The organism is Salmonella sp. SJTUF15570, assembly GCF_043357055.1.
In the GTDB taxonomy this organism is placed as follows: domain Bacteria; phylum Pseudomonadota; class Gammaproteobacteria; order Enterobacterales; family Enterobacteriaceae; genus Salmonella; species Salmonella enterica.
Genome location: NZ_JBEUKJ010000008.1, coordinates 114,072 through 126,984, shown reverse-complemented (window position 1 = coordinate 126,984; position 12,913 = coordinate 114,072). Strand labels below are relative to the sequence as shown.

Below are 12,913 nucleotides of genomic sequence, written 5' to 3'. Positions count from 1 at the left end.
CCGGTTCTGAGGCGAATGACAAACCGGTTGATCGTCAGATTATGGCTACACCTTATCCGACGTGGCGCGTAGGTTGGCTGAGGCGAAGTCGAAACCCAACATCGAGCTACAAAGGGTGGGGGTGTGTTGGATTACGTTCCCGGCGTGACGGATTTGACTTCACTTTCAAGCCAGCCGTCCTCCAGTCGCGTAGTCATAATATCGCCTGCTTTGACCTGTTTGATCTTTTTCAGCACCTTGCCGTTCGTTGTCGTCGAAACCGTATAGCCGCGCGCCAGCGTGGCTAACGGGCTGACCGCCTCCAGATGCGTGACCGCGTTGCCGAAACGCTCGCGCTGTTCGCTTAACCGTGAGCGGATATTCTCCGTCAGACGATATTCCAGCTGTTGGATGCGCGACTGCGCGCGGTGAATGCGCGGCTGCGGATTTTGCTGGCTCAGGCGTTGACTTACGCGCTGTTGGCGCTGATTGGCCTGCTTAATCCTGGCCTCAAGCGCAAATCCCATCCGTTGGCGTAGACGTTCCAGCGCGGTTTGCTGACGGGCCAGACGCAGCTGCGGATGTTGCTGTTGCAGACGGTGAAAAATCTGCGTGAAACGGCGGCTGCGGTTGGCGAGGTAGTAGTCCATCGCCATGCCCAGACGCTGCTGGGCGGATTGAATCTGGCGCAACAACTCCTGCTGGTTGCGGCTGACAATTTCTGCCGCTGCTGATGGCGTAGGCGCGCGCAGGTCGGCGACAAAATCAGCTATCGTGACGTCGGTTTCGTGGCCGACGGCGCTGACTACCGGAATGCGGCTGGCAAAAATCGCCCGCGCCACGCGTTCGTCGTTAAAACTCCACAAATCTTCCAGCGAACCGCCGCCGCGTCCGACGATCAGTACATCACACTCGCCCCGCGCGTTCGCCAGTTCGATAGCACGAACGATCTGCCCCGGCGCGTCGTCGCCCTGGACTGCGGTTGGATAGATAATAACGGGTAGGGATGGGTCACGACGCTTTAGCACGTGGAGAATATCGTGCAGCGCCGCGCCGGTTTTCGAGGTGATCACCCCCACGCAGTGGGCCGGGGAGGGCAACGGCTGTTTATGCTGCTGATCGAACAAGCCTTCGGCCTGCAGTTTGGCTTTTAGCTGCTCATATTTCTGCTGCAACAAGCCTTCGCCCGCGGGCTGCATACTTTCGGCGATGATTTGATAATCGCCGCGCGGCTCGTACAGCGTGATATTGGCGCGTACCAGCACCTGCTGCCCGTGCTGCGGACGGAACGTCACCCGGCGGTTGCTGTTACGGAACATCGCACAGCGCACCTGAGCGGTATCGTCTTTGAGCGTAAAGTACCAGTGGCCCGACGCAGGCTGCGTGAAATTAGAAATCTCGCCGCTGATCCATACCTGTCCCATCTCCTGTTCTAACAGCAGACGAACCGTCTGGTTAAGGCGGCTTACGGTAAAAATTGAGGAAGTTTGAGAGGATAACATGTGAGCGGGATCAAATTCTAAATCAGCAGGTTATTCAATCGATAGTAACCTGCTCACGGGGGATCGCAAGCACTATTTGCAAAAAAATGTAGATGCAACCGATTACGTTCTGTATAATGCCGCGGCAATATTTATTAACCTCCCAGGTGAGATATTGCCCATGCTACGTATCGCTAAAGAAGCCCTGACGTTTGACGACGTCCTCCTTGTTCCCGCTCACTCCACCGTTTTGCCGAATACTGCCGATCTCAGCACGCAGTTGACGAAAACTATTCGTCTGAATATTCCTATGCTTTCTGCGGCGATGGACACCGTGACGGAAGCGCGCCTGGCAATTGCCCTGGCCCAGGAAGGCGGCATTGGTTTTATCCACAAAAACATGTCTATTGAGCGCCAGGCGGAAGAAGTTCGCCGCGTGAAGAAACACGAGTCCGGCGTAGTGACCGACCCGCAGACCGTCCTGCCAACCACCACGTTGCATGAAGTGAAAGCCCTGACCGAGCGTAACGGTTTTGCGGGCTATCCGGTGGTGACTGAAGATAACGAGCTGGTGGGTATCATCACCGGTCGTGACGTGCGTTTTGTGACTGACCTGAACCAGCCGGTTAGCGTTTACATGACGCCGAAAGAGCGTCTGGTGACCGTTCGTGAAGGCGAAGCCCGTGAAGTCGTGCTGGCAAAAATGCACGAAAAACGCGTAGAAAAAGCGCTGGTCGTTGATGATAACTTCCATCTGCTTGGCATGATTACCGTAAAAGATTTCCAGAAAGCGGAACGTAAACCAAACTCCTGTAAAGATGAGCAGGGCCGTTTACGTGTCGGCGCGGCGGTCGGCGCAGGCGCGGGCAACGAAGAGCGCGTTGACGCGCTGGTGGCGGCAGGCGTTGACGTACTGCTGATCGACTCCTCTCACGGTCATTCGGAAGGTGTGTTGCAACGTATCCGTGAAACCCGTGCTAAATATCCTGACCTGCAAATCATCGGCGGCAACGTCGCCACTGGCGCAGGCGCTCGCGCACTGGCGGAAGCCGGTTGCAGCGCGGTGAAAGTGGGTATCGGCCCGGGTTCCATCTGTACCACTCGTATCGTGACTGGTGTGGGCGTTCCGCAGATCACCGCTGTTTCCGACGCGGTAGAAGCGCTGGAAGGCACCGGGATTCCGGTTATCGCTGACGGCGGTATCCGTTTCTCAGGCGATATCGCCAAAGCCATCGCCGCAGGCGCGAGCGCGGTAATGGTGGGCTCTATGCTGGCCGGTACCGAAGAATCCCCGGGCGAAATCGAACTCTACCAGGGCCGTTCGTACAAATCTTACCGCGGCATGGGCTCGCTGGGCGCGATGTCCAAAGGTTCCTCCGACCGTTACTTCCAGAGCGACAACGCCGCCGACAAACTGGTGCCGGAAGGTATCGAAGGCCGCGTAGCCTATAAAGGTCGCCTGAAAGAGATCATTCACCAGCAGATGGGCGGCCTGCGCTCCTGTATGGGGCTGACCGGTTGTGCTACCATCGACGAACTGCGTACTAAAGCGGAGTTTGTGCGTATCAGCGGTGCGGGTATCCAGGAAAGCCACGTTCACGACGTGACCATCACCAAAGAGTCCCCGAACTACCGTCTGGGCTCCTGATTTTCTTCGCCCGACCTTCGCGTCGGGCGATTTATTTAATCTGTTTCACTTGCCTCGGAATAAGCGTCAATGACGGAAAACATTCATAAGCATCGCATCCTCATTCTGGACTTCGGTTCTCAGTACACTCAACTGGTTGCACGCCGCGTGCGTGAGCTGGGTGTTTACTGCGAACTGTGGGCGTGGGATGTGACAGAAGCACAAATTCGTGACTTCAACCCAAGCGGCATTATTCTTTCCGGCGGCCCGGAAAGCACCACCGAAGAAAACAGCCCGCGCGCGCCGCAGTATGTCTTTGAAGCAGGCGTGCCGGTATTTGGCGTCTGCTACGGGATGCAGACCATGGCGATGCAGCTTGGCGGTCATGTAGAAGGTTCTAATGAGCGTGAATTTGGTTACGCGCAGGTCGAAGTGTTGACCGACAGCGCGCTGGTTCGCGGTATTGAAGATTCCCTGACCGCAGACGGCAAACCGCTGCTGGACGTGTGGATGAGCCACGGCGATAAAGTGACGGCGATTCCGTCCGACTTCGTGACCGTCGCCAGCACCGAGAGCTGCCCGTTCGCCATTATGGCCAACGAAGAAAAACGCTTCTACGGCGTACAGTTCCACCCGGAAGTGACCCACACCCGCCAGGGTATGCGCATGCTGGAGCGTTTTGTACGCGATATCTGCCAGTGTGAAGCGTTGTGGACGCCGGCGAAGATCATCGATGACGCCGTGGCGCGCATTCGCGAGCAGGTAGGCGACGATAAAGTGATCCTCGGTCTCTCCGGCGGCGTGGATTCTTCCGTCACCGCAATGCTGCTGCACCGCGCGATCGGTAAAAATCTGACCTGTGTTTTCGTCGACAACGGCCTGTTGCGCCTGAACGAAGCCGAGCAGGTGATGGACATGTTTGGCGACCATTTTGGCCTGAATATCGTTCACGTACCGGCGGAAGAGCGCTTCCTGTCCGCGCTGGCTGGCGAGAACGATCCGGAAGCCAAGCGTAAGATCATCGGTCGTGTTTTTGTAGAAGTGTTCGACGAAGAAGCGCTGAAACTGGAAGACGTGAAATGGCTGGCGCAGGGCACCATCTACCCTGACGTTATCGAATCTGCGGCGTCTGCAACCGGTAAAGCGCACGTTATCAAATCTCACCACAATGTCGGCGGCCTGCCGAAAGAGATGAAGATGGGTCTGGTTGAACCGCTGAAAGAGCTGTTCAAAGACGAAGTGCGTAAGATTGGTCTGGAGCTGGGCCTGCCGTACGACATGCTGTATCGCCATCCGTTCCCGGGGCCGGGCCTCGGCGTGCGCGTACTGGGCGAAGTGAAGAAAGAGTACTGCGACCTGCTGCGTCGCGCGGACGCTATCTTCATTGAAGAGCTGCGCAAAGCGGATCTGTACGACAAAGTCAGTCAGGCGTTTACCGTCTTCCTGCCGGTTCGTTCCGTTGGCGTTATGGGCGATGGTCGTAAGTATGACTGGGTTGTCTCCCTGCGTGCCGTCGAAACCATCGACTTTATGACCGCGCACTGGGCGCATCTGCCGTATGACTTCCTGGGTCGCGTTTCCAACCGCATCATCAATGAAGTCAACGGGATTTCCCGTGTGGTGTATGACATCAGCGGTAAACCACCGGCTACCATTGAGTGGGAATAAGTCGATAACCCTTCCTGTGTTTTCATGAACAGGTAAAAGTGAATTTAACCCTCTGTTTTTGCAGAGGGTTTTTATTTATGCGCATAGATGAGTTTTCTGTGTAGTGCACAGCTCCTGACGGCAAATTTGACGTAATTACGAACCCACGAAGGTTGGCTGTATCTTGCCGTGGTCGTTGATTTGTTCTCGCGCAAAGTTATCGGTTGGTCAATGCAACCACGAATGACAAAAGATATTGTCCTGAATGCGCTTCTGATGGCCGTGTGGCGACGTCATTCCCAAAAACAGGTGCTGGTTCATTCTGATCAGGGTAGTCAGTACACCCGCTATGAATGGCTGAAATCGCACGGACTGGAAGGCAGTATGAGCCGTCGTGGCAACTGTTATGACAATGCGGTTGCAGAAAGCTTTTTCCAGCTACTGAAGCGTGAACGGATAAAGAAAAAGATCTACCAACGACTCAGAAGTGTCCAGGTTATCCGTGGCGATTCAGCCCAAATAAGGGGTATTTAAAATATAGTAACTTTATTCTTCAACTATATAACCAACGTCCAGCTTTAGCACTTTCAACGAGCATACCAACTGTTAGTGGCTTACGCGGATCAGGCTCTTTACTTCCAAAGTACTCTGGATTCAGATAGTTGAGTATGTCAAATCCTTCTGAATCTACATTCCAACGCTTGAAGTACTCTTGTAGAAGTTCTTCACTATCTTCAAAAACGAGTTTTAGATCATCCCTAATACTGGTATCAAGCGTGATGGTTCGCTTTGGCCCACAGAGAAAGTACTTTTTAGTGTTATATTCCTGATCGATAAAATCGATAATTTCTTTCTCAATATCTCTCATTAGAAGCACGTCCACTGAATGCGATCTTTAGGAACCGCCACACGATTAAATGTATCTTTAATATCACGCTGGATATCATAAATCGTAGTGAATGTCATAACCCAACCGAGCCAGGGTACATTACGACCAACGAAACGACCTAAATTATTCGTTGAGCTTAGCTGTAATGAGTTGATGGTTTTGCCTGTCAACGTTGGTAATCTGATCCCAGGTGGCTCTTTACAAAACAAATTCTGACGTATAGGACTGGTCACCTTATTCTCCTCCCACGATGGTTATCTTCCTGATTTCGCATTGACTCTGGCGGATAGGTCGGAGCCGCAGGTGACCTTTGAGTATACGTTTACGGTAAAGCACTGCATCGACACAATAGCGGGTTTCCTGAAGTGCGTTGAGGTTGAGCCGCATCCGCCTATCGCAGAGATACTTACACAGTTTGAGAGTACCGTACGCCAGTGCCCGCTGGGATGCCAGATTTGCCCTGAACTTGTGCCAGCTACCGGGAGTTTAACCACGCTGAAGGCTATCGGGTTTTGTATTCGGTCGAGGGAATCTTAGTAACCGCGCATGTGATCTTATCACCCAGGCAGGATATCCCGCGGTTGCTCTTTAAGCGTCTGATCATGGCCTGAACCCATTGAGTGGGATTGTCTTTTTGCGTTAACGCTAAAGCTTCTTTTTCTTGCGCGGGCTTTTTAACGGATAACAGCTTAACGTTGTCCCGGCGTGGTGACAGAAAGCGATGACTGTTGCGCTTCTTTTTTATCCTGATGGTGCTGCCAGGCGCCGATAGAAGAGTAGACGAAACGTCCAAAGAAGAAGAGAAAACTGATAAGCAGTACGATACGGGTCATGCGAGTGTTAAATCGATGTCGTTTTCGCATACTGTTGGCCTGACTCACAAAGGGTTCCTTAACGTTGGCCCAGCGGTATGGGCGGGATCAGGCTGGGTTCTTCAAGGGTATTATCAAGGCGAAGAACGTAACAAGCCTGCGTTCACTCTACATTAAGGCATACTGCGAACCGATGGTCAATTCCTCTTAATGTAAAATTGCGTCAGTTGATTTATCTTATATTGTTATGGAAGATAATTTTAGTATTTACATTAATAATAAATTAATGATAACAAAGAATAAAAAGGCGAATAAAGGCTGCAGGAGAAAGGTAATAATTGACTTAAATCAAATGTTACTTTTGTTTAATAATTACAATCGATGACTATCGTGTGATGTATATCGCATCATCAATTTAAAGTCAGGTGGGATGCCTGTCTGTTAACGCCCCTTTGGGATTGGGGGGTTCTGCTGAGCATCTATGAAACTAAATAAAACTTATATAAATATCAGAGATAAATGGTGGGGACTACCGCTCATTCTCCCTTCGATTTTACTGCCTGTTTTAAGTAGCGCAAATACTTATGCGCTTACCAGCACTGGAAATGTGGTTCTTTTTTACCTGCCGTTAGCTTTTATGCTTAGCCTGATGCTCTTTTTCGGCTGGGCAGCACTGCCGGGCATTGTGCTTGCTATCTTCTGGCGCAGATACCCGCAGACAGGGCTGTATGAAACCCTTTCTGTGACGATGCACTTTATCATTACTATCGTGCTAAGCTGGGGCGGCTATCGTGTCTTTTCCCCCCGGCGAAACAATGTTTCCCACGGCGACGCCCACCTGCTGTTTCAACGAATATTCTGGCAGGTATTTTGTTCAGCAACATTATTTCTGGTCATCTACCAGTTTGCCGCTTTTGTTGGCATGTACGAAAGTAAAGCCAGCCTGATGGGGGTAATGCCCTTTAATATCAACACGCTGATTAATTACCAGGCGTTACTGGTCGGTAACCTTGTCGGCGTGCCATTGTGCTATTTTATTATTCGTACTCTCCGTAATCCGCTGCACCTGCGGGGGTATTATCAGCAATTAAAGCTACAGATTGATAGCAAGGCCACTAAAAAAGAGATCGTTATTTGGCTGGCCGTATTGACTACACTAATGTTTATACTGTGTATGCCATTGACTGATAATAGTTCAATATTTAGTACCAACTATACGCTTTCGTTATTATTGCCGGTCATGCTGTGGGGCGCGATGCGCTATGGCTATAAGTTTATTTCAATTATCTGGGCCGTCGTGCTAATTACGTCGATTCATTATTATCAGCGTTATATGCCCTGGTATTCAGGTTATGATACGCAATTAGCGATTACCTCTTCGAGCTATCTGGTTTTTTCTTTTATTGTTAATTATATGTCTGTACTGGCCACGCGTCAGCGCGTAGTGAGTGGTCGCGCACGGCGGCTGGCCTATCTTGACCCGGTTGTACATCTTCCCAATTTACGTGCGTTAAACCGCGCGCTTAAAAATGCGCCCTGGTCTACGATCTGTTTTTTACACGTGCCGGGTCTGGAGCTATTGGGTAAAAATTATGGCGTCATGCTACGCATCCAGTATAAGCAAAAGCTCTCTCACTGGATTACGCCGATGTTGGCCTCAAATGAGTGCGTCTACCAGATGTCAGGGCACGACCTGGTGCTGCGTCTTAATACAGAGGCGCATCAGCAGCGTATTGAAGCGCTGGATAAACATATTAAGCAGTTTCGGTTTATCTGGGATGGACTGCCGCTACAGCCGCCTGTCGGCGTGAGCTACTGCTGCGTGCGTTCTCCGGTTAGCCACCTTTATCTTCTGCTGGGCGAATTAAGCACCAGTTCCGATCTTTCGTTGACGACTAACGCGCCGGAGGATTTACAGCGGCGCGGCGCAATGCACCTGCAGCGCGATTTGAAGGGCAGAATTGCGATGATGAATCGCCTGCAACAGGCGTTGGAGCACGATCATTTTTTCCTGATGGCGCAGCCTATTTTCGGTGTTCGTGGGGACGTTTACCATGAAATCTTACTGCGACTCAGGGATGACAACGGCGACGTTATCAACCCGGACAATTTTTTACCCGTGGCGCATGAGTTTGGATTGTCTTCCGCTATCGATCTCTGGGTGATTGAAAACACGCTGCGGTTTATGGCGGCCAGCCGGGAATATATGCCCGCGCATCGTTTTGCCATTAATCTGTCGCCAACATCGGTATGCCGCGCTCGTTTCCCTGCAGAAGTTAAGCAGTTGCTTACGCAATATCAGGTTGAACCCTGGCAACTGGTTTTTGAGGTAACGGAAAGCAACTCTCTCACCAATGCTGAGCAGGCGCAGTTGACGCTGGGACAGCTACAGCAGTTTGGCTGTCAGATAGCGATTGATGATTTCGGTACTGGCTACGCCAGCTATGCGCGGCTGAAAAACGTTGACGCCGATATTCTTAAAATTGATGGCAGTTTTATTCGCAATATAGTGTCAAACAGTCTCGATTATCAGATTGTGGCTTCTATTTGTCATTTAGCGCGAATGAAAAATATGCAGGTCGTCGCGGAGTATGTCGAGAGCGAAGAAATACGAAGCGTAGTGCTCTCGTTGGGGATCGACTATCTTCAGGGATATTTAATTGGCGAGCCGCAGCTATTATCTGAGATTCAGTAAAGACAGACGCCGCGGCGCGGCGTCTGATCCACAATTTACGCGGCGATCTCCGGCGAGCTTTCTTCCTCAATATTGAGACGCCAGCCAGTTACCGCTTCCCAGTACTGCTGTTCTTTTTCCAGATCAAGCAGTACCAGCGCATTCTGGCTGAACCAGTCATGCGGAAAACATAACGTCCAGTGGCTGTCATCGGTCGTTAGTCGCAGCGTTGGCGGCGTAGTGGTCGCCTGCCGCTGGTTGTTCAGTAATACGCCCAGCCGAAGTAGCTGAATTAACGGCAGATACTGTTTTTTCTTAAACAGCGTAAAGCGGGGCATATCATCCAGTTTTATGGCTTTACGATGGTAACGCACCAGCGTCGCCATCATCATTTGCTGCTCCTGATTAAAGCCGGGCAAATCGCTGTGTTGCAGAATATAAGCCGAATGGCGATGTAAACCGCTGTGATTAATATTCAGTCCAACCTCATGCAGCATTGCCGCCCAGCGGAGCAACGCTTCAAGCTGCGGATGCGCCAGTTTTGGCTGCTGGGCCTGCCACTGCTCGTACATCTGCATGGTGGTTTCCAGCACGCGTCTGGCCTGTTCTCTGTCAATGTTGTATTGATTGGCCAGACTTTTTGCGGTACGGCTGCGAACATCCTGATGGCGGAAGCGGCCTTCCATTTCATACAGCACGCCTTCGCGCAACGCGCCGTCGGAAAGGCGAAGCTCGCGGATAGCCAGAGCATCAAAAACGCCGCACAGAATCGCCAGGCCCGGCACAAAGACCGCTTTGCGTTCTTCAGACAGACCCGGCAGGCTGAGCGCATTAAAGGAACGGTGCTTCAACACTTCTGACTTCAGTTTATCAAGGCGCTCCGGCGTAATGAAGCCATCTTTCTCACCCAGCGCCAGGAGAACTTCATGAGCGGCCTTAATCGTACCGGAAGCGCCCATCGCTACGTTCCAACCCTGAATACGATACTGCCAGGTTAAGGTTTCCAGTTTTTGCGCCGCCGCCATTCGGGCGCGCTGGAAGTTTTCTTTATTGATAACGCCGCCGGGAAAGTAGAGCTGCGCGAAGCTCACGCAGCCCATACGACGGCTTTCAACCAGCCTGGGTTCGAAGTTTTCGCCAATGACCAGCTCTGTTGACCCGCCGCCGATATCGATCACCAGCTTGCGGCCTTTTTCCGGCTGCGTATGTTCTACGCCCATAAAAATCAGGCGCGCTTCTTCGTTACCGGAAATAATCTCTATCGGGTAGGGAATAACCTTTTCCGCACGTTTGAGAAAATCAGCGGCATTTTGCGCCTGACGTAACGTATGGGTGCCTACGATACAGACGCTGGAAGGGGAGAAACCTTGTAAGCGTTCAGCAAACAGCGACAGACAGCTAAGCCCCCGTTCCATGGCTTCTTCGCTGAGTTTGTTATCTGCGCCCAGCCCGTCCGCCAGATGGACGCGCTGTTTTAAGCGCCCGATAATCTGCATTGCGCCGTCAACCACGCGGGCAATGACCATATGAAAGCTGTTTGAGCCGAGATCGACCGCAGCGAACTCCTGCGGGCGAGGGGATTTATCGTAAATTGGCATAGCGTTAGTCTGGTTGCTCGAGTGATTTGATGTAGTCATAAATTGCCAGCTGCGCCTGAACTTTACGGCGATTGCCGCGCGGTACGTAGCGGTTGCTGAGTTCTTTATCGATAAAACGCGCTTTTACCGTGTCGCTAAACAGAATGTCAATGATATCCAGGACGCGTTGTTTAAGCCGCGGGTCGAGGATAGGCGTAGCGACTTCGATACGGTAGTCAATATTACGCGTCATCCAGTCAGCTGAAGAGAGCCAAACTTGCTTATCACCGCCGTTTTCGAAAATATAAACCCGATCGTGTTCCAGATAGCGATCCACAATGCTAATCGCACGAATATTATCGCTTATGCCTTCCAGTTGCGGAATAAGCGAACACATACCGCGCACCAGCAGATTGACCTGGACGCCCGAACCCGACGCGGCGTATAGCCTGTCGACCAACCCTTTATCGACCAGGTTGTTAAGCTTTAAGGTAATCCCTGACGGTAAGCCTTGCTGGGCATTGGCGATTTCACGATCGATCATCTCATACAGCAGACGCCGTGAGTTTTGTGGAGAAACCATCAAATAATCGAAAGTGACCGGGCGATAGGGGTTTTCAATAAAATTAAAGACCCGACGCACTTCATTGGTAATGCGCGCATCGGCGGTCAGCAGCGAATAATCGGTATACAGCCGCGCCGTTTTTTCGTTGAAGTTACCGGTGCCGATATGCGCATAACGCACCACGTCATCACCCTCTTTTCGTGAGATGAGAAAGAGTTTGGCGTGAATTTTCAGCCCGGGCGCAGAGAAAATAACATGGACGCCCGCTTCGGTTAACCGCTTGGCCCAGTGAATATTCGCCTCTTCATCGAAGCGCGCCTGCAACTCCACCACCACGGTGACTTTTTTGCCGTTATGGGCGGCATGGATCATCGAGTCAATAATGCGCGAGTCTTTCGCTACGCGATAAATATTGATTTTGATCGCCAGCACGCTTGGGTCAAACGACGCCTGACGCAGCAGTTCCAGCACATGTTCAAAGGTGTGATAAGGATAATAGAGCAGCACATCACGTTCGCGAATCGCGTCGAAACCGTTACGAAACTTCTCTTTATCAAACCAAAGATGGCGTAACCGCGGTAACGGTTTATTGACCAGGTTGGCTTTACCGACATTCGGAAAATTAATAAAGTCTTTAAAATTGTGGTAGCGCCCGCCGGGTACGATTGAGTCATACCGGGAGATCGTCAGTTTTTCCCGCAGTACGTCGACCAGCGCGGCGGGCATATCGCGTTGATAGACAAAGCGCACAGGCTCAGCGGTCAGGCGCTGCTTCAGGCTGGAAGACATCAGCTCCATCAGACTGGATTCCATCTCATGCACCAGGTCATATTCGGCATCGCGGGTCATTTTCATCGAATAGGCATTAAGCGCGTCATAGTCGAAGAACCCTTTAAAAATGTCATCCAGGCAGTAGCGCAGAATATTATCCAGCAGGATCATCGGCTTGCGTCTGCGCGGTGTCTCCGGCGGCAGATTAACGAAGCGTGGGACTTTGTCGGACGGTATCTCCAGCAGCGCATAGTTGATGGTGTCGCCGCGGATAATCTCCACCGCCAGATAGGTGTAATCATCTTTTAAAAACTGAACAAGATCCGTCTCCCGGTTAATAAGAATCGGGGTAATATGCTGGCGCAAATAGTGCTTAAAATAGTGGCGCAACCAGCTTTGTTGGTTCACCGAGAGCTGACGCTCGTTGATCAGAAAGATTTGATTACGCGCCATTTCCAGCAGTAATTCGTTGTACAGGCCGTCGAACTCCTGGTCTGCTTTCAACACGCGGGACTGAATTTTGCCTAACAAATGGCGTGAATGAGAATTTGAACCCTGTTCTTCGCTGATAATAATGCGTCGTTTCAGTTCAGCGAAACGCACTTTGTAGAACTCGTCGAGGTTATTAGAATAGATTCCCAGGAACCGCATCCGCTCAATCAACGGGTTGGATTTGTCCGCCGCTTCCTGTAACACGCGTTCGTTAAATGCTAACCAGCTCAGTTCTTTCTCGATATATAGCTTTTCCTGACCCATTACTACCTATACTCCGTTTTATTCACGGGACACTGCCTGATGATTATGGCGAGCATTACGCGTTAATGTCCAACTGCGCCAGAAAAATATGACAATAAACTGATAGCATAAAGGAAGGGAAAAGAGTAGGCCGGA

The 12,913-nt window shown here is 51.4% G+C and carries 9 protein-coding genes and 3 pseudogenes; 6 read left to right on the top strand and 6 right to left on the bottom strand.

Annotated elements, in window-relative coordinates; all coding sequences use genetic code 11:
• Window positions 1-131: 131 nt before the first annotated feature.
• The gene (gene xseA, locus ABVN44_RS16945) at window positions 132-1,481 is read right to left on the bottom strand and encodes an exodeoxyribonuclease VII large subunit (RefSeq protein ID WP_000953168.1); all 1,350 of its coding nucleotides are present in this window, start codon (window positions 1,479-1,481) and stop codon (window positions 132-134) included.
• Window positions 1,482-1,641: 160 nt separating this feature from the next.
• On the opposite strand from xseA, the gene guaB reads away from it, so the two are divergent.
• From guaB to ABVN44_RS16930, 3 genes and pseudogenes are all read left to right on the top strand, one after another.
• Window positions 1,642-3,108 carry an IMP dehydrogenase gene (gene guaB / locus ABVN44_RS16940; RefSeq protein WP_000944174.1) on the top strand — a complete coding sequence of 489 codons (1,467 nt, stop codon included), beginning with the start codon at window positions 1,642-1,644 and terminating at the stop codon, window positions 3,106-3,108.
• Window positions 3,109-3,177: 69 nt separating this feature from the next.
• The gene (gene guaA / locus ABVN44_RS16935) at window positions 3,178-4,755 is read left to right on the top strand and encodes a glutamine-hydrolyzing GMP synthase (RefSeq protein WP_000138296.1); all 1,578 of its coding nucleotides are present in this window, start codon (window positions 3,178-3,180) and stop codon (window positions 4,753-4,755) included.
• A gap of 135 nt (window positions 4,756-4,890) precedes the next feature.
• Window positions 4,891-5,208 (top strand): annotated as a pseudogene (locus tag ABVN44_RS16930) (DDE-type integrase/transposase/recombinase); the annotation flags it as partial.
• Window positions 5,209-5,287: 79 nt separating this feature from the next.
• Here the strand turns inward: ABVN44_RS16930 and ABVN44_RS16925 are convergent.
• Both ABVN44_RS16925 and ABVN44_RS16920 read right to left on the bottom strand, forming a co-directional pair.
• The gene (locus ABVN44_RS16925) at window positions 5,288-5,617 is read right to left on the bottom strand and encodes a DUF1493 family protein (protein WP_023244201.1); all 330 of its coding nucleotides are present in this window, start codon (window positions 5,615-5,617) and stop codon (window positions 5,288-5,290) included.
• Window positions 5,602-5,823: pseudogene (locus tag ABVN44_RS16920) on the bottom strand (hypothetical protein); the annotation flags it as partial. The gene ABVN44_RS16925 and the pseudogene ABVN44_RS16920, both read right to left, overlap by 16 nt.
• A gap of 267 nt (window positions 5,824-6,090) precedes the next feature.
• Between ABVN44_RS16920 and ABVN44_RS16915 the strand changes: the two are divergent.
• Window positions 6,091-6,234, top strand: a pseudogene (locus ABVN44_RS16915) (hypothetical protein); the annotation flags it as partial.
• Between the two features lie 78 nt (window positions 6,235-6,312).
• Here ABVN44_RS16915 and ABVN44_RS16910 read toward each other — a convergent pair.
• Complete coding sequence (locus tag ABVN44_RS16910) at window positions 6,313-6,504, bottom strand: YfgG family protein (RefSeq protein WP_000075924.1); 192 nt, start codon at window positions 6,502-6,504, stop codon at window positions 6,313-6,315.
• A 178-nt stretch (window positions 6,505-6,682) separates the two neighbouring features.
• Between ABVN44_RS16910 and ABVN44_RS16905 the strand changes: the two genes are divergently transcribed.
• Window positions 6,683-6,820: a hypothetical protein gene (locus ABVN44_RS16905; protein WP_001540598.1), complete on the top strand. Its 138-nt coding sequence runs from the start codon at window positions 6,683-6,685 to the stop codon at window positions 6,818-6,820.
• A 96-nt stretch (window positions 6,821-6,916) separates the two neighbouring features.
• Complete coding sequence (locus ABVN44_RS16900; protein WP_000773645.1) at window positions 6,917-9,130, top strand: sensor domain-containing phosphodiesterase; 2,214 nt, start codon at window positions 6,917-6,919, stop codon at window positions 9,128-9,130.
• 35 nt (window positions 9,131-9,165) lie between these two features.
• Here the strand turns inward: ABVN44_RS16900 and ppx are convergent, their stop codons facing one another.
• Window positions 9,166-10,707 (bottom strand): exopolyphosphatase, encoded by a 1,542-nt coding sequence (gene ppx, locus ABVN44_RS16895; protein ID WP_001123330.1) that lies wholly within the window; start codon window positions 10,705-10,707, stop codon window positions 9,166-9,168.
• Between the two features lie 4 nt (window positions 10,708-10,711).
• Window positions 10,712-12,778, bottom strand: a complete 2,067-nt coding sequence (gene ppk1, locus ABVN44_RS16890; RefSeq protein WP_000529555.1) for a polyphosphate kinase 1 — start codon at window positions 12,776-12,778, stop codon at window positions 10,712-10,714.
• Window positions 12,779-12,913: the final 135 nt, after the last annotated feature.

Excerpts from the sequence above, each read along its gene's own strand:
- guaA (WP_000138296.1), top strand. The coding sequence starts at position 3,178 with ATGACGGAAAACATTCATAAGCATCGCATCCTCATTCTGGACTTCGGT.
- ppx (WP_001123330.1), bottom strand. The coding sequence starts at position 10,707 with ATGCCAATTTACGATAAATCCCCTCGCCCGCAGGAGTTCGCTGCGGTC.
- guaB (WP_000944174.1), top strand. The coding sequence starts at position 1,642 with ATGCTACGTATCGCTAAAGAAGCCCTGACGTTTGACGACGTCCTCCTT.
- xseA (WP_000953168.1), bottom strand. The coding sequence starts at position 1,481 with ATGTTATCCTCTCAAACTTCCTCAATTTTTACCGTAAGCCGCCTTAAC.
- ppk1 (WP_000529555.1), bottom strand. The coding sequence starts at position 12,778 with ATGGGTCAGGAAAAGCTATATATCGAGAAAGAACTGAGCTGGTTAGCA.
- ABVN44_RS16900 (WP_000773645.1), top strand. The coding sequence starts at position 6,917 with ATGAAACTAAATAAAACTTATATAAATATCAGAGATAAATGGTGGGGA.
- ABVN44_RS16905 (WP_001540598.1), top strand. The coding sequence starts at position 6,683 with ATGGAAGATAATTTTAGTATTTACATTAATAATAAATTAATGATAACA.